20 protein-coding genes are annotated in these 20,401 nt (G+C 66.8%); 18 read left to right on the plus strand and 2 right to left on the minus strand.

All coding sequences use genetic code 11. The features are described from left to right. The first annotated feature begins 18 nt into the window (after window positions 1–18). The 14 genes from TEP_RS06160 to TEP_RS06230 all read left to right on the plus strand — a co-directional run bounded on the left by TEP_RS06160 (window position 19) and on the right by TEP_RS06230 (window position 15,855). Window positions 19–1,212, plus strand: coding sequence for an argininosuccinate synthase (locus TEP_RS06160; RefSeq protein WP_132824640.1), 1,194 nt, complete (start codon window positions 19–21; stop codon window positions 1,210–1,212). Window positions 1,213–1,345: 133 nt separating this feature from the next. Continuing rightward, window positions 1,346–2,434 (plus strand): acetylornithine deacetylase, encoded by a 1,089-nt coding sequence (locus tag TEP_RS06165; RefSeq protein ID WP_132824641.1) that lies wholly within the window; start codon window positions 1,346–1,348, stop codon window positions 2,432–2,434. A gap of 74 nt (window positions 2,435–2,508) precedes the next feature. Beyond that, complete coding sequence (locus TEP_RS06170; protein ID WP_025876427.1) at window positions 2,509–3,837, plus strand: acetylglutamate kinase; 1,329 nt, start codon at window positions 2,509–2,511, stop codon at window positions 3,835–3,837. 5 nt (window positions 3,838–3,842) lie between these two features. Continuing rightward, window positions 3,843–4,442 carry a GNAT family protein gene (locus tag TEP_RS06175; RefSeq protein ID WP_025876429.1) on the plus strand — a complete coding sequence of 200 codons (600 nt, stop codon included), beginning with the start codon at window positions 3,843–3,845 and terminating at the stop codon, window positions 4,440–4,442. 10 nt (window positions 4,443–4,452) lie between these two features. Continuing rightward, window positions 4,453–5,409, plus strand: coding sequence for an N-acetyl-gamma-glutamyl-phosphate reductase (gene argC, locus TEP_RS06180; protein WP_132824642.1), 957 nt, complete (start codon window positions 4,453–4,455; stop codon window positions 5,407–5,409). Window positions 5,410–5,428: 19 nt separating this feature from the next. After that, window positions 5,429–6,724 carry an argininosuccinate lyase gene (gene argH / locus TEP_RS06185; protein WP_132824643.1) on the plus strand — a complete coding sequence of 432 codons (1,296 nt, stop codon included), beginning with the start codon at window positions 5,429–5,431 and terminating at the stop codon, window positions 6,722–6,724. Next, window positions 6,724–6,987, plus strand: coding sequence for a YciI family protein (locus TEP_RS06190; RefSeq protein WP_025876435.1), 264 nt, complete (start codon window positions 6,724–6,726; stop codon window positions 6,985–6,987). The genes argH and TEP_RS06190 overlap by 1 nt, the downstream gene beginning before the upstream one ends. A gap of 10 nt (window positions 6,988–6,997) precedes the next feature. Continuing rightward, window positions 6,998–8,155, plus strand: a complete 1,158-nt coding sequence (gene proB, locus TEP_RS06195) for a glutamate 5-kinase (RefSeq protein WP_132824644.1) — start codon at window positions 6,998–7,000, stop codon at window positions 8,153–8,155. After that, window positions 8,152–9,423 (plus strand): glutamate-5-semialdehyde dehydrogenase, encoded by a 1,272-nt coding sequence (locus tag TEP_RS06200; RefSeq protein ID WP_132824645.1) that lies wholly within the window; start codon window positions 8,152–8,154, stop codon window positions 9,421–9,423. Before proB ends, TEP_RS06200 begins: the two co-directional genes overlap by 4 nt. Before the next feature lie 629 nt (window positions 9,424–10,052). Then, window positions 10,053–11,858, plus strand: coding sequence for a DNA helicase RecQ (gene recQ / locus TEP_RS06210; RefSeq protein WP_025874645.1), 1,806 nt, complete (start codon window positions 10,053–10,055; stop codon window positions 11,856–11,858). A gap of 173 nt (window positions 11,859–12,031) precedes the next feature. Further along, window positions 12,032–12,418, plus strand: a complete 387-nt coding sequence (locus TEP_RS06215) for a CopL family metal-binding regulatory protein (protein WP_132824646.1) — start codon at window positions 12,032–12,034, stop codon at window positions 12,416–12,418. Window positions 12,419–12,493: 75 nt separating this feature from the next. After that, window positions 12,494–14,305, plus strand: a complete 1,812-nt coding sequence (locus TEP_RS06220) for a copper resistance system multicopper oxidase (RefSeq protein WP_132824647.1) — start codon at window positions 12,494–12,496, stop codon at window positions 14,303–14,305. Continuing rightward, a complete protein-coding gene (locus TEP_RS06225; protein ID WP_132824648.1) occupies window positions 14,302–15,261 on the plus strand; it encodes a copper resistance protein B in 960 nt (319 codons plus the stop codon). Before TEP_RS06220 ends, TEP_RS06225 begins: the two co-directional genes overlap by 4 nt. A gap of 81 nt (window positions 15,262–15,342) precedes the next feature. Continuing rightward, window positions 15,343–15,855, plus strand: a complete 513-nt coding sequence (locus TEP_RS06230) for a GNAT family N-acetyltransferase (protein ID WP_132824649.1) — start codon at window positions 15,343–15,345, stop codon at window positions 15,853–15,855. 6 nt (window positions 15,856–15,861) lie between these two features. Here the strand turns inward: TEP_RS06230 and TEP_RS06235 are convergent, their stop codons facing one another. Next, entirely contained in the window at window positions 15,862–16,185 is a 324-nt protein-coding gene (locus tag TEP_RS06235; RefSeq protein ID WP_025874650.1) for a zf-TFIIB domain-containing protein, read from the minus strand. A 150-nt stretch (window positions 16,186–16,335) separates the two neighbouring features. Between TEP_RS06235 and TEP_RS06240 the strand changes: the two genes are divergently transcribed. Then, on the plus strand, window positions 16,336–17,103 hold the full coding sequence (locus tag TEP_RS06240) for a CPBP family glutamic-type intramembrane protease (RefSeq protein ID WP_240790637.1): 768 nt from the start codon (window positions 16,336–16,338) through the stop codon (window positions 17,101–17,103). Window positions 17,104–17,195: 92 nt separating this feature from the next. After that, window positions 17,196–17,621: a response regulator gene (locus TEP_RS06245; protein WP_132824651.1), complete on the plus strand. Its 426-nt coding sequence runs from the start codon at window positions 17,196–17,198 to the stop codon at window positions 17,619–17,621. A gap of 256 nt (window positions 17,622–17,877) precedes the next feature. Here the strand turns inward: TEP_RS06245 and TEP_RS06250 are convergent, their stop codons facing one another. Next, a complete protein-coding gene (locus tag TEP_RS06250) occupies window positions 17,878–18,723 on the minus strand; it encodes an alpha/beta hydrolase-fold protein (RefSeq protein ID WP_132824652.1) in 846 nt (281 codons plus the stop codon). Window positions 18,724–19,435: 712 nt separating this feature from the next. Here TEP_RS06250 and TEP_RS06255 point away from each other — a divergent pair. After that, window positions 19,436–19,792, plus strand: coding sequence for a hypothetical protein (locus TEP_RS06255; protein ID WP_132824653.1), 357 nt, complete (start codon window positions 19,436–19,438; stop codon window positions 19,790–19,792). A gap of 79 nt (window positions 19,793–19,871) precedes the next feature. After that, window positions 19,872–20,189: a hypothetical protein gene (locus TEP_RS06260; RefSeq protein ID WP_132824654.1), complete on the plus strand. Its 318-nt coding sequence runs from the start codon at window positions 19,872–19,874 to the stop codon at window positions 20,187–20,189. Window positions 20,190–20,401 lie beyond the last annotated feature (212 nt).

Here is a 20,401-nt window from a genome sequence, read left to right on the forward strand (position 1 = left end):
ACCAGGACATATCCCCCCATGAGCAACAAAGACGTCGTTCTCGCCTTCTCCGGCGGCCTTGATACCAGCTTCTGCGTGCCGTACCTGCAGGAGCGCGGCTACAACGTGCACACCGTGTTCGCCGATACCGGCGGCGTGGATGACGAAGAGCGCGATTTCATCGAGAAGCGTGCCGCCGAGCTGGGTGTCACCAGCCACCAGACCGTCGATGGCGGTCCGGCCATCTGGTCCGGCTTCGTCAAGCCGTTCGTGTGGGCCGGCGAGGGCTACCAGGGCCAGTACCCGCTGCTGGTGTCGGACCGTTACCTGATCGTCGATGCCGCGCTCAAGCGCGCTGCCGAACTGGGCACCAACATCATCGCCCACGGCTGCACCGGCATGGGCAACGACCAGGTGCGCTTCGACCTGGCCGTGAAGGCCCTGGGTGACTACCAGATCATCGCGCCGATCCGCGAGATCCAGAAGGAACACACCCAGACCCGCGCCTACGAGCAGAAGTACCTGGAAGAGCGTGGCTTCGGCGTGCGCGCCAAGCAGCAGGCCTACACCATCAACGAGAACCTGCTGGGCCTGACCATGTCCGGCGGCGAGATCGATCGTTGGGAAGCACCGGGCGAGGGCGCCCGTGGCTGGTGCGCACCGCGCGCCGAGTGGCCGGAACAGGCGCTGACCGTCACCCTGAAGTTCGTCGAAGGCGAAGCCGTCGAGCTCAACGGCAAGGCACTGCCGGGCGAGCAGATCCTGGCCCAGCTCAACAAGCTGTTTGCCCCCTACGGCGTCGGCCGTGGCGTGTACACCGGCGACACCGTGATCGGCCTGAAGGGCCGCATCGTGTTCGAGGCACCGGGCCTGGTCTCGCTGCTGGCCGCGCACCGCGCGCTGGAAGATGCGGTGCTGACCAAGCAGCAGAACCGCTTCAAGCCGGACGTAGCGCGCAAGTGGGTGGAGCTGGTCTACGAAGGCTTCTACCACGACCCGCTGAAGACCGACATCGAAGCCTTCCTGAAGTCCTCGCAGGCCAAGGTCAATGGCGAAGTGGTGCTGGAAACCCGTGGCGGCCGCGTCGACGCCGTTGCGGTGAAGTCGTCGCACCTGCTCAACACCAAGGGCGCTACCTATGCGCAGTCGGCCGACTGGGGCGTGGAAGAGGCCGAAGGCTTCATCAAGCTGTTCGGCATGAGCTCGACGCTTTACGCGCAAGTCAATCGCTGAGCGGTTGACCACGCATTCCACCTCAACCCTGCGCCGTTGGCGCGCCCCCTTCAACAAGAAGGGGGCTCTCCACCAGACGCATTCCGGTAGCGCCGGGCCATGCCCGGCGGAATTCCACAGGAACTGTTGATTCATGCTTGAACAGACGATCTCGCATCTGCAGGCACTGGTGTCCTTCGACACCCGCAACCCGCCGCGTGCGATCACCACCGGTGGCATCTTCGATTACCTGCGCGACAACCTGCCCGGGTTCAATGTGGAGGTGATCGACCATGGCGCCGGCGCGGTCAGCCTGTATGCCGTGCGCGGCACGCCGAAGTACCTGTTCAACGTGCATCTGGACACCGTGCCGGACTCGCCGCACTGGAGTGCCGACCCGCACGTGATGCGCCGCTTGGACGACCGCGTGGTCGGCCTCGGCGTGTGCGACATCAAGGGCGCGGCCGCGGCGCTGGTGGCGGCCGCCAATGCCAGTGATGGCGACGCGGCCTTCCTGTTCTCCAGCGATGAAGAAGCCAACGATCCGCGCTGCATCGCGGCGTTCCTCGCCCGGGGCATTGCGTACGAAGCGGTGCTGGTGGCCGAACCGACCATGAGCGAGGCGGTGCTCGCCCATCGTGGCATCAGCTCGGTACTGATGCAGTTCGCCGGCCGTGCCGGCCATGCGTCGGGCAAGCAGGATGCAGCCGCCAGTGCGCTGCACCAGGCGATGCGCTGGGGCAACCGCGCGCTGGACCATGTGCAATCGCTGGCCTCGGCTCGCTTCGGTGGATTGACCGGCCTGCGCTTCAACATCGGGCGCGTGGAAGGCGGCATCAAGGCCAACATGATCGCGCCGGCGGCGGAAGTGCGCTTCGGTTTCCGGCCGCTGCCGTCGATGGATATCGATGCGCTGCTGGCGACCTTCGCCGGCTTCGCCGAACCGGAAGCGGCGCTGTTCACCGAGACCTTCCGTGGCCCCAGCCTGCCGGCAGGGGATATCGCCGAAGCCGAACACCGCCGCCTGCTGGCGCGCGACGTGGCCGACGCGCTGGACCTGCCGATCGGCAACGCGGTGGACTTCTGGACCGAGGCGTCGCTGTTCTCGGCCGGTGGCTACACCACGATGGTGTTCGGTCCGGGCGACATCGCCCAGGCCCACACCGCCGATGAGTTCGTGACGCTGGAGCAGCTGCAGCGCTACACCGACGCCGTACACCGGATCATCGCCGCCGGCGCCTGATCGACCCACAACGCCGCTGCGCTTCTGCGCAGCGGAACTGCAACGCGGCGACCGCCGCCTGTGACGAAACCGAAATGTCTCCTGCCCTCCAGCCCCACCGCCAGACCCGCCAGACCATCGTGCGCCTGCTCTCGAGCATGGCCAGCGCGAAGGAGATCAGCCAGTACCTCAAGCGCTTTTCGCAGCTGGACGCCAAGCGCTTCGCCGTGGTCAAGGTCGGCGGCGCGGTGCTGCGCGACGATCTGGACGCGCTGACCTCCTCGCTGTCGTTCCTGCAGGAAGTCGGCCTGACCCCGATCGTGCTGCACGGCGCCGGCCCGCAGCTGGATGCGGAACTGTCGGCCGCCGGCATTGAAAAGCAGACGGTCAACGGCCTGCGGGTGACCTCGCCGGAAGCGCTGGCGATCGTGCGCCGGGTGTTCCAGCAATCCAACCTGCGCCTGGTCGAAGCGCTGCAGCAGAACGGCGCGCGCGCCACCTCCATCACCGGCGGCGTGTTCGAGGCGGAGTACCTGGGCCTGGATACCTACGGCCTGGTCGGCGAGGTGAAGAAGGTCAACCTGGCGCCGATCGAGGCCAGCCTGCGTGCCGGCTCGATCCCGGTCATCACCAGCCTGGGCGAGACCGCCGGTGGGCAGATCCTCAACGTCAATGCCGACTTCGCCGCCAACGAACTGGTGCAGGAGCTGCAGCCGTACAAGATCATCTTCCTGACCGGTACCGGTGGCCTGCTGGACGAGCAGGGCAGCGTGATCGATTCGATCAACCTGTCCACCGAGTACGACCACCTGATCGCACAACCGTGGATCCATGGTGGCATGAAGGTGAAGATCGAACAGATCAAGTCCCTGCTGGACCGGTTGCCGCTGGAATCGTCGGTGTCGATCACCCGGCCGGCCGACCTGGCCAAGGAACTGTTCACCCACAAGGGCTCGGGAACGCTGGTGCGCAAGGGCGAGAAGGTGCTGCGTGCAACCGCCTGGAGCGAGCTGGACCTGCCGCGCCTGAAGGGCCTGATCGAATCCAGTTTCGGCCGCACCCTGGTGCCGGACTATTTCGAGAGGACCACGCTGCTGCGCGCGTACGTCAGCGAGAACTACCGCACGGCGGTGATCCTCACCGATGAGGCCGAGGGCGTGTACCTGGACAAGTTCGCCGTGCTCGATGACGCGCAGGGCGAAGGCCTTGGCCGCGCGGTCTGGAACGTGATGCGCGAGGAAACCCCGCAGCTGTTCTGGCGCTCGCGCAACGGCAACCCGATCAACCACTTCTACTACGCCGAGTCCGATGGCTGCTACAAGCAGGGCCATTGGAAGGTGTTCTGGTACGGTGCCGATGGCATCGACCGGATCAGGACCTATGTCGACCACTGCGCGGTGCGTGCGCCGAGCCTGGAGGGCTGAGCGCGATGAACCACGCAGACTGGACCCGGGTACCCACGTTGACCGGCACGCATGCGCGGCTGGAACCGCTGCAGATGAGCCACATCGACGGCCTGCGCGGCGCGTTGGGCGAAGGCGCGCTGTCCAGGCTCTGGTACACCCAGGTGCCCGATGCGAAGGCCATGACCGGCTATGTGCAGGCCGCGCTGCAGGCACAGGCCGAAGGCAAGGTGCTGCCGTTCGTGGTGTTCGATGCCAACGACCAGATCGTCGGCACCACCCGTTACTACGATCTGCAGCCGGACGTACCGCGGCTGAGCATCGGCTACACCTGGTATGGCGAGTCGGTGCAGCGCACCGGGGTCAACTCCGAAACCAAGCTGATGCTGCTCAGCCATGCCTTCGAGCGGCTGGAATGCCTGAGCGTGGTGTTTGAAACCAGCTGGTTCAACTTCACCTCGCGCACCGCGATCGCACGTCTGGGCGCCAAGCAGGATGGCGTGCTGCGCAATCACCGCCGGCATCCCGACGGCACGCCGCGCGACACCGTCATCTTCTCCATCATCGATGCGGAATGGCAGGGCGTGAAACGCCACCTGCAGCACCGCCTCGATTCGCACGCATGAGCACGCACGCATGAGCACTTCCTCCTCGTTCACCGTCGGCATCGTCGGCGCCCGCGGCCATACCGGCGCCGAGCTGATCCGCCTGGTGGCAGCGCATCCGAACCTGCAGCTGGGTTTCGTGTCCTCGCGCGAACTGGCCGGGCAGCGCGTGTCCGACCACTACCCGCAATGGCAGGGCGAACTGCAGTTCGAGAATCTCGACGCCGACGCCGTTGCCACCAAGGGCGTGGACGCGGTGGTCCTGGCCCTGCCCAACGGCCTGGCCGCGCCGTTCGTGGCGGCGCTGGAAACGGCGAAGCCGGACACGGTGATCGTCGACCTGTCGGCCGACTACCGTTTCGACAACACCTGGTACTACGGCCTGCCTGAGCTTACCCGCAGCCGTTACCGCGGACAGAAGCACATCAGCAACCCCGGCTGCTATGCCACCGCGATGCAGCTGGCGATCCATCCGCTGCTGGATCTGCTGGCTGGTCCGCCGCAGTGCTTCGGCGTGTCCGGCTACTCGGGTGCGGGCACCTCGCCGTCGGACAAGAACAACGTTGAACTGCTGGCCGACAACCTGATGCCGTACGCGCTGACCAACCACGTGCATGAGCGCGAGGTTTCCGTGCAGCTGGGCGTGGCGGTCGAATTCATGCCGCACGTCGCGCCGCATTTCCGTGGCATCACCCTCACCGCCAACCTGTGGTTGAACCGCGTGCAGACCCGCGAGCAGATCGTCGAGCGCTTCCAGCAGGCCTACGCCGGTGAAGCACTCATCGAGGTCGTGGACGAGGCGCCGTGGGTGAGCCGCATCGCTGGCCGCCACGGTGCCCAGGTCGGCGGCTTCACGCTCGCCCCGGGCGGCAAGCGGGTGGTGGTGGTGGCGACCCTGGACAACCTGCTCAAGGGCGCGGCCACCCAGGCCATGCAGAACCTCAATCTTGCGCTGGGCATCGACGAACTGACGTCGATCCCGCACTGAAACCGTACAGGAGCTCCCCATGGCAGACCTTCTTTGGCAGAAGCCCGGCGTCGCTGTCGATGCCCAGATCCAGACCTTCCTCGCCGGCGACGACGTGATCCTCGATCGCGAGTTCTTCCTGCATGACATTGCTGCCAGCGCCGCGCATGCGCAGGGCCTGCAGCACATCGGCATCCTCAGCGCCGACGAACTGGCCGGGTTGCTGCGTGAACTTGAGGTGCTGGCACAGGACTTCCGCGAAGGCCACTTCGTGCTGGATACGCAGTATGAGGATGGCCATTCGGCGATCGAGGCACGGTTGACCGAGCGCCTTGGCGATGCCGGCCGCAAGATCCACACCGGCCGCAGCCGCAACGACCAGATCCTGGTCGCCACCCGGTTGTGGTTGAAGGAAAAGCTGCAGCGCGTGGCGCAGGTCAGCGCCGAGGTGGCAAAGGTTGCACTTGACCGTGCGCAGGCCGAGCAGCATCTGCCGATTCCCGGTTACACGCACATCCAGCGTGCCGTGGTGTCCTCGGCCGGCATGTGGTGGGCCGGTTGGGCCGAAGCCTTCATCGACAACGCCGTGCGTGCCCGCGATACCCATGCCTTGGTCGATACCAATCCGCTTGGCACCGCCGCCGGTTACGGCGTGAACCTGCCGCTGGATCGCGAGCACACCACCGCCGCGCTCGGCTTTGCGCGCATGCAGATTTCGCCGATCTACGCGCAGCTGTCGCGTGGCAAGTTCGAACTGGCTGCGCTGGAAGCGCTGGGCGGCGCGACCCTGGACCTGCGCCGCATTGCCTGGGACCTGTCGCTGTTCACCAGCGCCGAATTCGGTTTCGTCGCGTTGCCGGCGCAGTACACCACCGGCAGTTCGATCATGCCCAACAAGCGCAATCCGGACGTGATCGAGCTGATGCGGGCGACCCATGCCAGCGTCGCCGCTGCACGCACCGAAATCGAGCAGCTGCTGTCGCTGCCGTCGGGCTACCACCGCGACCTGCAGTCGTCCAAGGGCGCCATCTTCCACGGCTTCGGGCGCGGCCTGGCCGCGCTGGAGCTGCTGCCGGCGCTGCTGGCCAACCTGGAATGGCGCGATGACAAGCTGCGTGCAGCGATCGATTCGGGCATGTACGCCACCGATGTCGCAGTGGAAGCTGCGGTAGCGGGCGTACCGTTCCGCGAGGCCTACAAGGCTGCTGCTGCCGGTGCCGACAGTGCAGGGCAGGGGCGCACGCCGGAAGGAAGCCTGGCGGCGCGCGTATCGCCGGGTTCGGCGTCGGACCTGCGCCTGGATGAACTGCGTGCGCGCTGGCAGGCGCTGTCCTGATGGCCGGCACCGTCTACCTGGTGCTGGCGATGCGCCTGCCGGGCTTCACCGATGCCGTGGTGCAGCCGCACCGCGACTTCCTCGATGCGTTGCAGGCCGAGGGCCGGCTGCAGCTGACCGGCGGCTTTGCCGACGGCAGTGGTGGCGCCTATGTGCTGTGCAACCTCGACAGCCTCGCGCAGGCGCAGGCCATCGTCGCCACCGATCCGCTGGTGACGATGCAGGCGTCCGCGTTGAGCGTCCACGAATGGAATACCCGCTGAGGCGCCCCTGATGACCGTCCACGCCGCCCACGTTGCATCGCCGTTCCCCGAACAAGCGCTGCCGTCGTGGCGGCGCGCCGTGCTCAAGGTCGGCAGCAGCCTGCTGGCCGCCGACGGTGGTGGCCTGTCGCCGCGCCACGCGCTGGGCCTGGCCCAGTTCGTTTCGGCCAACGTGCTGGCCGGGCGCGAGGTCGTCATCGTCTCCTCCGGCGCGGTCGCTGCCGGCCGCGCGATCCTGCCCCGGGCTGATGAACCCGGTGCGGCGATGGCGGCGCGGCAGGCGTTGGCGGCGCTGGGCCAGGCGCAGCTGATCGGTCTGTGGCAGCGCTTCTTCGAGCGCCCGGTGGCGCAGGTGCTGCTGACCCATGACGATCTGCGCAACCGCCGCCGCTATCTCAATGCGCGGGCAACCCTCAACGAGCTGCTGCGGCTGGGTGCGCTGCCGGTGGTCAACGAGAACGACACCGTTTCGGTGGATGAGCTCAAGCTCGGTGACAACGACAACCTGGCCGCGACGGTGGCAGCGCTGGTCGATGCCGATGCACTGTTCATCGCCACCGACATCGACGGTCTCTACAGTGCAGATCCGCGCACGCATGCCGATTCCCGGCCACTGCATGAAGTGGCCGAGTTGAACGATGCCGTGCTGGCGATGGCTGGCGGCGCCGGTTCGGTCGCCGGTACCGGCGGCATGCGCACCAAGCTTGAGGCCGCAGCCAAGGCCGGCCGTGTCGGCATCGAAACCTACCTGTTCAACGGCCGCAGCGGCGAGGTGGTGCGCGCGCTGGCGCAGGATCGCCTGTTCGGCACCCGTATCCATGCAGCACGCAGCCGCGAGGCGGCCCGCAAGCACTGGCTGCGCCATGCTCCGCTCGCCGAAGGCGCGATCCTGATCGATGCCGGCGCCGCCCAGGCAATGCGCGAGAAGGGGGCATCGCTGCTGCCCGGTGGCATCACCGGTGCCGACGGCGCGTTCCGGCGCGGTGACATGGTGCAGGTATGCTGGAACAGCGACGCCGGCCGGGTGTGCGTGGCCCGTGGCGTCAGCCAGTACGCCGCCGATGACGTGCGCCGCATTGCCGGCCGCCACACCCGCGACATCCAGACCGTGCTCGGCTACAACTACGGCGGTACCGTCGTTCATCGCGACGATCTGGTGCTGCCATGAATCCATTGCAGGATATGCCGATGAGTGAGATCGAATCGCAGGCGCGTGCCTGCCGCGACGCGGCCCAGGTGGTTGCCGGCCTGGACAGCGATGCACGCAGGACACTGCTGCAGGCGATGGCGCAGGCGCTGGAGGTCAATGCCGGACAGATTCTTGCAGGCAATGCACGCGACCTGGCCGCCGCCCGCGACAAAGGCGTGGGCAGCGCGATGCTCGACCGCCTGGCACTTGACCCGGCGCGCCTGCTGGCGATGGCCGACGCCGTGCGCGAGGTGGCCGGCCTGCCGGACCCGGTCGGGCAGGTGACCCGCGACGAGGTGCGTCCGAACGGCATCCGCGTCCAGAAGGTGCGCGTCCCGCTGGGAGTGATCGCGATGATCTACGAAGCACGCCCGAACGTGACCGCCGAAGCCGCCGCGCTGTGCCTGAAGGCGGGCAACGGCGTGATCCTGCGTGGCGGCTCGGAGGCGATCCATTCCAATACCGCCATCGCCCAGGCGTTGGCGGGGGCATTGAAGGCCAACGGCGTGCCCCCTGCCGCTGTGACGGTGCTGACCGACCTGCGCCGCGAAGCCATGCTGGAACTGCTGCAGCTGCACGAACTGATCGACCTGGCCATTCCGCGTGGTGGCGAAGGCCTGATCCGCTTCGTCGCCGAGCACGCGCGCGTGCCGGTCATCAAGCACTACAAGGGCGTCTGCCACCTGTTCGTCGATGCCAGTGCCGATGCAGCCAAAGCGCTCGATCTGCTGGTGGATGGCAAGTGCAGTCGCCCGTCCGCGTGCAATTCACTGGAAACCCTGCTGGTGCACCGGGACATTGCCGCAGCGTTCCTGCCGCGCGCTGCACAGGCGCTGGCCGAACGTGGCGTGCAGCTGCGCGCAGACGAGCGCGCGCAGCCATTGCTGCCGGGGAGCACCGCGGCCAGCGAAGACGACTATGCCGCCGAATTCCTTGATCTGGTACTGGCGGTCCGCGTGGTCGACGATCTTGATGCAGCGATCGCGCACATCCGTCGCTATACCTCCGACCACACCGAAGTGATCGCCACTGAAGACGCAGCCAGTGCCGAGCGTTTCGTCGGCGCATTGCGCTCGGCGGTGGTGATGGTCAACGCGTCTTCGCGTTTTTCCGATGGTGGCCAGCTTGGCCTCGGCAGCGAGATCGGCATCTCCACCACGCGCCTGCACGCCTATGGCCCGATGGGGCTGGAAGCGCTGACGGTCGAACGTTTCGTGGTGCGCGGCGAAGGCCAGGTCCGAAGGTAGGTTCATGGCCGGGCTGCGCCCGGCACCCGCAGAGGCTGCGGCAACAGCCGAAGCAACAGCCGAAGCAACAGCAACCGCAAATGCAACGGCAACAGCGGGGTTCCTGCGGGAGGCCGGGGTGGGTCCGGTTGCGGGGCACGCTGCAAGTACGTCCATGTAAGCTCGGTCGCGCCATCCATGGCGCTCACGCCCCCNCAACCGGACCCACCCCGCCTTCGACAGATATCCGCAATCTGTCGGGATGGCATGGCTTGCTCTTGGTGGGTGGCGACCTTGGTCGACACGTAGATNCACGCCATGCGTGGATGCTNTTCGNTCAATTGTCGAAATATTCGATTTCGATTTCGATTTCGATTTCGATTGAGATGGACCTACCGTCACCGGGAANCTGTCGANGGTGGGGCGGTGTCGGATTGCGGGGTGTCCGCGGCATGGATGCCGCGGCCAAGCCTACAGGGACGTACTTGCGGCGTCCCCGCAATCCGACACCGCACCGCCAAACCACGGATCCACCCCAGAGCCGGCTGTTGCTGTTGCTGTTGCAGTTGCCAGGTTGCCGGCCAGCGGCCGGCACCACAGCAGGTGCCGGGTGCAACCCGGCCGAACCCCCGCCGGGGTAAACTAGCCGGATGGCTTCCCGTCCCGCGCACGACCTGCTCCGCCGCGTCTTTGGTTACGACGATTTCCGTGGTCCGCAGCAGGACATCGTGGAGCATGTGGCTGCCGGTCACGATGCCCTGGTGCTGATGCCTACCGGTGGCGGCAAGTCGCTGTGCTACCAGGTGCCCGCCCTGCTGCGTGACGGTTGCGGCATCGTCATCTCGCCGCTGATCGCGCTGATGCAGGACCAGGTCGAAGCCCTGCGCCAGCTCGGCGTGCGCGCCGAATTCCTGAACTCGACCCTGGACGCCGAAACGGCCGGCCGGGTCGAACGCGAACTGCTCGCCGGTGAGCTCGACATGCTCTATGTCGCTCCCGAGCGCCTGCTGACCGGCCGCTTCCTGTCGCTGCTGTCGCGCAGCCGGATCGCCCTGTTCGCCATCGACGAAGCCCATTGCGTGTCGCAATGGGGCCACGACTTCCGCCCCGAATACCGGCAGCTGACCGTCCTGCACGAGCGCTGGCCGGAGATTCCGCGGATCGCTTTGACCGCCACCGCCGACCCGCCAACCCAGCGCGAGATCGCCGAGCGCCTGGACCTGGCCGAAGCACGTCACTTCGTCAGCTCCTTCGATCGCCCCAACATCCGCTACACCGTGGTGCAGAAGGACAACGCCCGCAAGCAGCTGAGCGATTTCCTGCGCAGCCATCGCAGCGAGGCCGGCATCGTCTACTGCATGTCACGGCGCAAGGTGGAGGAAACCGCTGAGTTCCTGTGCACGCAGGGGTTCAACGCCCTGCCCTACCACGCCGGCCTGCCCGCGGAAGTGCGTGCCAACAACCAGCGCCGTTTCCTGCGCGAGGACGGCATCGTCATGTGCGCGACCATCGCCTTCGGCATGGGCATCGACAAGCCGGACGTACGCTTCGTCGCCCATACCGACCTGCCCAAGTCGATGGAAGGCTACTACCAGGAAACCGGCCGCGCCGGTCGCGATGGCGAGGCCGCCGAGGCCTGGCTCTGCTACGGCCTGGGCGATGTGGTGCTGCTCAAGCAGATGATCGAGCAGTCCGAGGCCAGCGAGGAGCGCAAGCAGCTGGAGCGGTCCAAGCTCGACCACCTGCTGGGGTACTGCGAATCGATGCAGTGCCGCCGGCAGGTGCTGCTGGCCGGTTTCGGCGAGACCTATCCCAAGCCTTGCGGCAACTGCGACAACTGCCTGACACCGCCGGCGGCCTGGGATGCCACCATCCCTGCACAGAAGGCGTTGAGTTGTGTTTACCGCAGCGGCCAGCGCTTCGGCGTCGGCCACCTGATCGACGTCCTGCGCGGCAGCGAGAACGAGAAGGTCAAGCAGCAAGGCCACGACAAGCTGAGCACCTACGCCATCGGCCGCGACCTGGATGCACGCACCTGGCGCAGCGTGTTCCGCCAGCTGGTGGCCGCCAGCCTGCTGGAAGTGGACAGCGAGGGCCACGGTGGCCTGCGCCTGACCGATGCCAGCCGCGATGTGCTGACCGGTCGCCGCCAGATCAGCATGCGCCGCGATGCGGTCAGTGCCAGCGCCGGGCGCGAACGCAGCGCGCAGCGCACCGGCCTGTCGGTGCTGCCGCAGGACCTGGCCCTGTTCAACGCGCTGCGCGGCCTGCGCGCCGAGCTGGCGCGCGAGCAGAACGTGCCGGCCTTCGTGATCTTCCACGACAGCACCCTGCGCAACATCGCCGAACAGCGCCCGACCTCGCTGGACGAGCTGGCCCGGGTCGGTGGCATCGGCGGCACCAAGCTCAGCCGCTATGGCCCGAGGTTGGTCGAGATCGTGCGCGAAGAGGGATGACCCGGTAGCGCCGGGCCATGCCCGGCGGCCCGCATATCGACCGCGCTTCACGCTCGCCGGGCATGGCCCGGCGCTACCAGGCTGCGCGATTGCGCACCCTCGCCCGGCTCAAACCTTGAACCACCCGTTCAGCCGGATGTGCATGTCCGCCCACTTGCCGCTAGATTAGCGCCATGTCCGTCGCCTCGACCCTGCTCCGTGTCGTGCTCATGCTCAGCCTGTTGCTCAACGGGCTGAACGCGGCCATGGCCAGCGGACACGAGGACATGGGCCGCATGGCCCATGCGATGGCCTCGGCGATGACCGATGAAGGCGACGCCGACTGCCACCACCACGCCGGCATGACGGCCGACGAGGCGCCGCAGGCCAAGGCCCCCGCCGACGACGCACACTGCCAGATCAAGGACTGCGTGCGCAGCTGTGCCCAGCACCCGCTGCTGGCCGTGCAAGCGCTGCCGTTCCTGGCGGGGCCCGGTCTTTCCCTGGCCCCGCAGCCGATGCCTGCCAATGGCCGCCCGGCACCGCCGCTGCCGCCGATCTCACGCCCTCCCATCGGCTGATCCAACACGCCTCGTGCGCGCTGCGCACTGAAGCCAGCCCTGCGCTGGCGTCTTTCCGTGTTTGGAGTCACCACCATGAGCACCCGTATTCCTCCCGGCCCGGGCGCTGTGCCCATGCCGTCGCGCCGTCTGTTCGTGCAAGGCATCGCTGCTGGCGGCGTGGTTGCCGGCATCGCCGCGGCCGGCATCCCGCAGCGCGCGCTCGCCGCCGCTTCTGCTGCACCCCGCCTGGCCAGCGCTCCGGCAGTCATCAGCGATACCCGCGTCGAACTGGCGATCGGCGAGTCGCTGGCCAACTTCACCGGCCGTAGCCGCCCGGCGATCACCGTCAACGGATCGCTGCCGGCACCGATCCTGCGCTGGCGCGAAGGCCAGACCGTGGACCTGTTCGTGCGCAACACGCTCGGCCGGCACCCTACTTCGATCCACTGGCACGGCATCCTGCTGCCGGCCAGCATGGATGGCGTGCCCGGCCTGAGCTTCAACGGCATCGGCCCCGGCGAGACCTACCACTACCACTTCGACCTCAAGCAGTCCGGCACCTACTGGTATCACAGCCATTCGCTGTTCCAGGAACAGGCCGGGCTGTACGGCGCGCTGATCATCGACCCGGCCGAACCGGCGCCGTACCGGCATGACCGCGAGCACGTGATCATGCTGTCCGACTGGACCGACATGGATCCCGGCGCGTTGTTCCGGCGCATGAAGAAGCTCGCCGAGCACGACAACTACTACAAGCGCACCCTGCCGGACTTCCTGCGCGACGCCCGTCGCGATGGCTGGTCGGCCGCGCTGTCCGACCGCGGCATGTGGGGCCGGATGCGGATGACGCCCAGCGACATCTCCGACATCAACGCGCACACCTACACCTACCTGATGAACGGGACCGCGCCGGCCGGCAACTGGACCGGGCTGTTCCGCAGTGGCGAAAAGGTGCTGCTGCGTTTCATCAACGGTGCGTCGATGACCTACTTCGACGTGCGCATTCCCGGCCTGAAGATGACCGTGGTCGCCGCCGACGGCCAGTACATCCATCCGGTCAGCATCGACGAGTTCCGCATCGCCCCGGCCGAAACCTACGACGTACTGGTGGAACCCAGCGGCCAGGACGCCTTCACCCTCTTCTGCCAGGACATGGGCCGCACTGGTTATGCCGCCGGCACCCTCGCCGTGCGGCATGGGCTGCAGGCACCGATTCCCGCGCGCGATCCGCGCCCGTTGCTGACGATGGGCGACATGGGTCGCGACATGGGCGGCGGCGGCCACGGCGGCCACGACATGGCAGCAATGAAGGGGATGGAAGGCGGCTGCGGTGCCAGCATGGGCCACGGCGCACATGGCGGCGGCGATACCGCCAGCAAAGCGCCAAAGCATCCGGCCAGCGAGCGCAACAATCCGCTGGTGGACATGCAGAGTTCGGCCACCGAGCCGAAGCTGGACGACCCCGGCATCGGCCTGCGCGACAACGGCCGCCAGGTGCTGACCTATGGTGCGATGCGCAGCCTGTTCGAAGACCCCGATGGCCGCGAGCCCGGCCGCGAGATCGAGCTGCACCTGACCGGCCACATGGAAAAGTTCTCCTGGTCGTTCGACGGCATTCCCTTCGCCGGCGCCGAACCGCTGCGCCTGAACTACGGCGAGCGCATGCGCATCGTGCTGGTCAACGACACCATGATGCAGCATCCGATCCACCTGCATGGCGTGTGGAGCGACCTGGAAAACGCACAGGGTGAATTCCAGCTGCGCAAGCACACCATCGACATGCCGCCCGGTACACGCCGCACCTATCGCGTACGCGCCGATGCACTCGGCCGATGGGCCTACCACTGCCATCTGCTGTACCACATGGAAGCAGGCATGATGCGCGAAGTGAGGATCGAAGAATGAGCCGTTCCCTGCTTGCCCCAAGCCTGTTGACCCTCGGCCTGTTGGCCGCACTGCCGGCATTCGCGCAGTCCCGTGCCGGCCATGACATGACCGCACACGCGCCTCCTGCCGATGCCACGCCAGCGGCCGACGTGGATCATTCGGCGATGGACCATTCGAAGATGGATCACGGTGCGATGGACCATTCGACGATGGACCATGGCGCGATGGATCACGCGACAATGGGCCACGGCACACCCGCGCCGACGCAGCCGCGCGAGCCGATACCTGTCCCCACCGATGCTGATCGTGCGGCCGCGTTCCCCCCCATCGCGCATGGTGCGATGGAGCACGCCCCGGAGATCCACAGCCTGCTGCTGATCGATCGCCTGGAGCACTGGGATGGAAAGAACGGCAACGGCCAAGCCTGGGAGGCCAGCGGCTGGATCGGCGGCAACATCAACCGCCTGTGGCTGCGCACCGATGGCGAACGCAGTGAAGGCCGCACGGAATCATCAGGCGTGGAAGCGCTGTACGGGCGTGCAATTTCGCCGTGGTGGGACGTGCTGGTCGGTGTACGCCAGGACTTCCGCCCCGCCGATTCACGCACCTGGGCGGCCATCGGCATCCAGGGCTTGGCGCCGTACAAGTTCGAAAGCTCGGCCACGCTGTATGCCGGTTCCGGTGGTCAGCTGATGGCCAAGGCCGAGATCGAATACGACGTGCTGTTGACCAACCGGTTGATCCTGCAGCCCCTGCTGGAAGCGACCGTGGCCAGCAAGGACGAACCGGAGCACGGCATCGGCCGCGGCCTCAACAAGGTCGAAGCCGGCCTGCGCCTTCGCTACGAGTTCAATCGCCGCTTCGCCCCGTACATCGGCATCAGCCACGAACGGGCTTTCGGTGATACCGCCGACCATGCCGGCGACCATGCACGCGACACGCGCTGGGTCGCCGGCATCCGCATGTGGTTCTGAGCAGCGGATCATGAGCAGCAGCCAGCCCCGGCAACCGCCGGGGCCGGCTACACTGCCGCACGTTCCATTGCAGGCTGCACCATGTCGTTGCATATCCGCCGCGCCACCCTGGCCGACGTCGACGCGTTGTCGGCGATCGCCATCGCGACCTATACCGAAACCTGGGGCGATTCCTATCCGCCGCAGGATCTGCACGCGTTCCTGCAGGATCACTACGGCACCGAGCCGCAGCGAGCGGAGCTGTCCGACCCGCGCAGCGCGGTGTGGCTGCTGCTGGAGGGTGAGACGGTGGTGGGCTATCTGGCCGCCGGTGCCAACACCCTGCCGCATGCCGAAGCACGCGAAGGCGACATCGAACTGAAGCGGCTGTACATGCTGGCCAGCCACCAGAACGGCGGCCACGGCGCGCGCCTGATGGACACGTTCATGGCCTGGCTGGACCAGCCACAGCGCCGCACCCTGTGGGTGGGCGTGTGGGAAGAGAACTTCGGCGCGCAGCGCTTCTACGCGCGCTACGGCTGCAGCAAGGCCGGCGAGTATGACTTCATCGTCGGCGACAGCCGCGACCGCGAGTTCATCCTGCGCCGGCCCTGAGCCGCGTCAGAAATCGAACAGCTCGGAGAGGAAGCTCTCCTTCTTCTTTTTCTTGTAACCCTGGCTGTACTGGCCCCGGTTGTCATCATGGCGCTGGCCGAGATGACGGGTATCGCGATGCATCACCGGCGGCGGAGCGGCCTGCGGTTGCACCGGCGCGGGCCCTGGGGGCGGCATGGCGGCACCTGCACCGTCGGTGGCGCGCTCGATGATCTTGTCGAGTTCGCCACGATCCAGCCATACGCCACGGCAGCTCGGGCAGTAGTCGATCTCGATGCCATGGCGCTCGGCCATCTGCAGGGTCTGGGTCTTGCACACGGGGCACAGCATTCGCATTGCTCCTGTCGGTCTGGCCTCGACTGTACCTGCGTGCGGATGACTGGGCGGCAACGCATGACCGATGGCACAGAGACTTCCGGCGCGTGCCACCACGTCCGCCGCCCTGCAGACTGCCTCGCGACCTCGCTGCAAGGAATGCATGTGACTGCCCGTGACTCGATTCCCACAGGCGTCCGCCTGTTGCTGGTGCTGCTTGGCGTTGGCCTCGGCCTGAACGTGCGCGACATCAGTGCCGCGCTGGGCGCGCCGATTCCCGCCCTGCCCATGCCCTACGGTGGCAGCCTGCTGGACAACGCGCTGGCGGTGCTGGTCGCACTGCTGCTGGCCACGCTGCTGCGCCCTCGCGGTGTGGGCCTGCTGGCGAGCCTCGGCCTGCGCGGGAACGGCATGCGTGGCCTGTTGTGGGTGCTGCTGGCCAGCGTGCCGTGCTGGCTGGGGCTGGCCCTGCTGGGGACGCACAACACGGCCCTGACGACGCTGGACGCCACGATGCTGGCCGTGCTGTTCCCGCTGGCCGAAGAAGTGCTGTTCCGCGGCCTCGGCTTCGTGCTGCTGGTGAAGATCGTACGCGGCCCGTGGCCGTTGCTCGCACTGCCACAGGCGCTGCTGTTCGGCATGGTGCACTGGCTGGGCTTCGGCGGCTTCGACGGCGGCGGCATGGCCCTGTTCGTCGGCGTAGTGATCGCCTTCGGCGGTTTCATCTTCGCCTGGCTCGACCACCTCGACGGCAATACCTTGTGGTGCGGTCTGGCCCTGCACGTGTCGATGAACCTGGCGTGGAATGTGTTCAGCCTCGACGACGCCGTTGCGCTCGGCTGGCAGGTCACCAGCCTGCGCATCGGCACCGCGCTGCTGGCGGTGGCGGCGCTGGCTTGGCATGTGCGGCGCCAGCGCAACCGCACGCTGTAACGCCGGCTTAGCCGATCCTGCACACGGGGATCACTGGGGGCTTGCGCATACTTGCGCGCCTTTCATGCCCTGCCGTCCGGAGTTGTTGCGTCATGCTGCTGTCCAAGCGCCACGTTGAACCACGCGTCCTGCTGATCGAAGACGCCGAGGAAACCCGTGAACTGAGCCGGATGGCGCTGGAGAGCCAGGCCTGCCACGTCGCAGGCGTCAGCAGCGCCGAAGCCGCGCTGGGCCTGCTGGCCGCTGGAGAGCGCTTCGACCTGATGTTCACCGACGTCAATCTCGGCCTGGTCAGCGGCATCGAGGCCGCCAACCGCGTGCGCAGCCTGTATCCGCAGCTGCCGATCCTGGTGACCTCCGGCATGGACCAGCATGCCGTGCTGCCGCAACTGCACGAAGGCATCCATTTCCTGCCCAAGCCCTACAACATGAGCGAGCTGCTGGATGCGATCCGGCTGTGCTTCCGCCATGCCGCCGATGCCGCGCTGATGCCGGCGCCGCAGGCGAGCGCGGCCTGAGGCTGCCATCCACGCATGGCGTGGATCTACTGGTGCAGCCACGCATGGCGTGGATCTGCCGTTGTATCCACGCTTGGCGTGGATCTATTGGTGCATCCACGCTTGGCGTGGATCTACTGCGATGCGCACCGTTGCGTGAACGGAAAATCCTGCCAGTAGATCCACGCCATGCGTGGATGGAACCGGCCGTCAACCGCCGGTATACGGCCCTTCACCCGGAAGTACCTGCAACAGCGCGTGGGTCGCGCCAAACCTCTCAAGGCGATGCCGGCGGCGGTACCGGGAACAACGTACGCAGGCCCTGCAGCGCCGCCGGGTGGTAGATCGTGGCGTGGGTCTCTTCCGGCAGCGGCTGGTACTTCACCAGCGTTGCCGGCGATGCCTGCTGCAGCACCGCCGCCAAGCGTGCGCTCGACGCAGCCAGTTCCGGTTGGCCACTGCTGGCCAGGAACAGCCGCGCACCGCTGCGCGCGACGGACGGCACCTGCTTGCCTGCGCCAGACAGCAAGGCGCCGCCGTTCCACCACAGGCTGGGGTCCAGCGCGATATAGCTGTTGAACAAGGCCGGTTCCTGCAGCAGCGTCTCGACCACGAACAACCCGGCCAGCGATTCACCGATCAGTGCTCGCTCGTCGGTAGTCGCATAGCGCTGGCGCACCTGCGGCATCAGTTCACCGCGCAGGAAATCACGGTACGCCGCCGAGCCACCGATGCGCGGCGCGATCTTCCGATCCTCCGCCACGTTGCTGGGGCCGGTCATGTCGCGGCGGCGCTCGGTGTTCTCGATTCCAACCAGCAGGAACGGGCGCATGCTGCCGTTGCCGGTCAGCACCTGCACCAGCCCGGCCACGTGCAGGAAGTCCTCGCCGATGCCGCCGTCGGGCATGTACAGCACCGGCAGCGGCGTCTTCGGGTCCAGGCCCCACGGCTGCGGGCGGTAGACGTTGATGCGGCGGGTCTCGCCCAGCGCCTTGGACTGGAGGGTGAAGGTCTCGCCGATGACCAATGGGGAGGCGACCGTCGGCTGAGGCGCCGGTTCGGCGGCCATCAGCGGCGCGGCGGAGACACAGGACAACAACAGCGACAGCACGATCAAGCGCATGGGCATCCCATCCAGCGAAAGAAGCCGAGCATAGCGCCAGGACGCCCGCATTGGCGCATTCCAGATGCGTAGATCCACGCCATGCCTGGATGACTTGCCGTGACTCGCGCCCGGGTACGCCCCCATACCGCGCGTGCACCGTCACGTGTCGCGTTTGAACCGCCGAGGACGCCGCTACCGTCGCACCTGCACCGAAATGCGGGGGGTACAACTGGAACGCACAGAAGACATTGATAGCGAAAGTGAAGCCAGCTTTACACGCGCTGGTTCACGGCAGATGCATCGTAATGCGCGGTTTGCGGCATCTTCCAGCGCGATCAACCAGCCGCGGAAACGAATGCGTCGTGTACTGACGCTTGCTGCGCGAGACAGGCCTGCGCCACCATCGTCGCGCGTCTGGATTCCGCATGCCCTTGCGGAAATTTCTGATTGAAATCCAGGCGCAGGCGTAAACACCATGCTGCGCCGCCGACAACGGGTGGCACCGGGCCTGCAAGCCTGGGAAGACAAAAAGCATGTTGTTTGCGCTCACCCGTCGGCACTGTCTCCGGACCGTGCCGGCGGGTGATCCGTCGGCCTTTATGGCGGGCGGTGCGTGGGGGTCTTCGGATCCGCCGGTTAACTGCTTCCCGTCTTCCCGGCTTGCAGCCATGCACCGTCCGCCACCCGTCCTGCGCGGTGGCATTCCCACCCCAGAGCCGAGGAAGCCGAGATGACCGAAGGTCCGCCCTATGCCTCATATGCCGCCAGCGTCAACGACGACGATGACAACCCTGCGCCCGAACTGAGCACGTTCCTGGGCTGCCTCGAGCGCATCCGCGCGGGTGAAGGTGCAGACGGCCAGCCCTGGCCTGATACCGGCCTTCCCGCAGGGCGCAGGCTGGCACTGTCACGCGTGGAGCGGGCGGCCGTCGGCATGCTGACCGTGGCAGAGATGCTGCACGCCGCCGATCGCTGCCGATCAATCGCAACGCCGGACCGGCATCTGGATGACGGCGTGGTCGAAGGGCTGTTCTTCGCCTTCCGCGGGCTGGCGGAACTGGTATGCCGGGATATCCGGCCTGAGTAGGAACACTGCACCATAATCCTGCCCATAATCGGACCGGGCCCGTCCCGTGTTCCATCGACACTGACACAAGGAGGTTCGCATGTTGAATGCCATGATCATTGCCGCGCTGGCCGCAAGCCCCGCCGCGCCCGTGCCGTACGCCGACTGCCTGCTCGGCAACATCCAACCCGGGTTATCCGACCGCGCCGTGCAATTGGTGCAGCAGGCGTGCGCCGCAAAGCACCCCGACAGCTTCACTGCCTCGCTGGAACTGGAGCGCAATTACAGCGCCCAGCGGCAGGCCCGGTTCGACGCTGAACGCGCCGCAGTGGAGCGTGCTGCGAACGCGGCCGCGATTGCCGCACAGGTAGCGGCAGACCGCGAGGCAGCCCGTTCCCAGGGCGCAAAGTCCAGGTAGGCCCTCACCGTTCTGCAACAAAAAAGGCACCGCTTGGCGGTGCCTTTCTGGATGACCGGAGTCATTGCCTGCAATGGTGGGCCGTGATGGATTCGAACCGTCTACCAGAACACTGGAAAGAACCTGCTTCTTCCTTTCGGACAGCAGGTTGCACCGCTTTATTCTTCCACCCACCGCGCGTGGGGCCTTCCTTGCCCGATGCTCACTCGACA

This window comes from Stenotrophomonas sp. TEPEL, from assembly GCF_004348785.1.
In the GTDB taxonomy this organism is placed as follows: Bacteria; Pseudomonadota; Gammaproteobacteria; order Xanthomonadales; family Xanthomonadaceae; genus Stenotrophomonas; species Stenotrophomonas indicatrix.

What these genes read in the sequence shown, in the direction of transcription:
- TEP_RS06160 (WP_132824640.1), top strand. Translation starts at nt 19, where the DNA reads ATGAGCAACAAAGACGTCGTTCTCGCCTTCTCCGGCGGCCTTGATACC.
- TEP_RS06165 (WP_132824641.1), top strand. Translation starts at nt 1,346, where the DNA reads ATGCTTGAACAGACGATCTCGCATCTGCAGGCACTGGTGTCCTTCGAC.
- TEP_RS06170 (WP_025876427.1), top strand. Translation starts at nt 2,509, where the DNA reads ATGTCTCCTGCCCTCCAGCCCCACCGCCAGACCCGCCAGACCATCGTG.
- TEP_RS06175 (WP_025876429.1), top strand. Translation starts at nt 3,843, where the DNA reads ATGAACCACGCAGACTGGACCCGGGTACCCACGTTGACCGGCACGCAT.
- argC (WP_132824642.1), top strand. Translation starts at nt 4,453, where the DNA reads ATGAGCACTTCCTCCTCGTTCACCGTCGGCATCGTCGGCGCCCGCGGC.
- argH (WP_132824643.1), top strand. Translation starts at nt 5,429, where the DNA reads ATGGCAGACCTTCTTTGGCAGAAGCCCGGCGTCGCTGTCGATGCCCAG.
- TEP_RS06190 (WP_025876435.1), top strand. Translation starts at nt 6,724, where the DNA reads ATGGCCGGCACCGTCTACCTGGTGCTGGCGATGCGCCTGCCGGGCTTC.
- proB (WP_132824644.1), top strand. Translation starts at nt 6,998, where the DNA reads ATGACCGTCCACGCCGCCCACGTTGCATCGCCGTTCCCCGAACAAGCG.
- TEP_RS06200 (WP_132824645.1), top strand. Translation starts at nt 8,152, where the DNA reads ATGAATCCATTGCAGGATATGCCGATGAGTGAGATCGAATCGCAGGCG.
- recQ (WP_025874645.1), top strand. Translation starts at nt 10,053, where the DNA reads ATGGCTTCCCGTCCCGCGCACGACCTGCTCCGCCGCGTCTTTGGTTAC.
- TEP_RS06215 (WP_132824646.1), top strand. Translation starts at nt 12,032, where the DNA reads ATGTCCGTCGCCTCGACCCTGCTCCGTGTCGTGCTCATGCTCAGCCTG.
- TEP_RS06220 (WP_132824647.1), top strand. Translation starts at nt 12,494, where the DNA reads ATGAGCACCCGTATTCCTCCCGGCCCGGGCGCTGTGCCCATGCCGTCG.
- TEP_RS06225 (WP_132824648.1), top strand. Translation starts at nt 14,302, where the DNA reads ATGAGCCGTTCCCTGCTTGCCCCAAGCCTGTTGACCCTCGGCCTGTTG.
- TEP_RS06230 (WP_132824649.1), top strand. Translation starts at nt 15,343, where the DNA reads ATGTCGTTGCATATCCGCCGCGCCACCCTGGCCGACGTCGACGCGTTG.
- TEP_RS06235 (WP_025874650.1), bottom strand. Translation starts at nt 16,185, where the DNA reads ATGCTGTGCCCCGTGTGCAAGACCCAGACCCTGCAGATGGCCGAGCGC.
- TEP_RS06245 (WP_132824651.1), top strand. Translation starts at nt 17,196, where the DNA reads ATGCTGCTGTCCAAGCGCCACGTTGAACCACGCGTCCTGCTGATCGAA.
- TEP_RS06250 (WP_132824652.1), bottom strand. Translation starts at nt 18,723, where the DNA reads ATGCGCTTGATCGTGCTGTCGCTGTTGTTGTCCTGTGTCTCCGCCGCG.
- TEP_RS06255 (WP_132824653.1), top strand. Translation starts at nt 19,436, where the DNA reads ATGACCGAAGGTCCGCCCTATGCCTCATATGCCGCCAGCGTCAACGAC.
- TEP_RS06260 (WP_132824654.1), top strand. Translation starts at nt 19,872, where the DNA reads ATGTTGAATGCCATGATCATTGCCGCGCTGGCCGCAAGCCCCGCCGCG.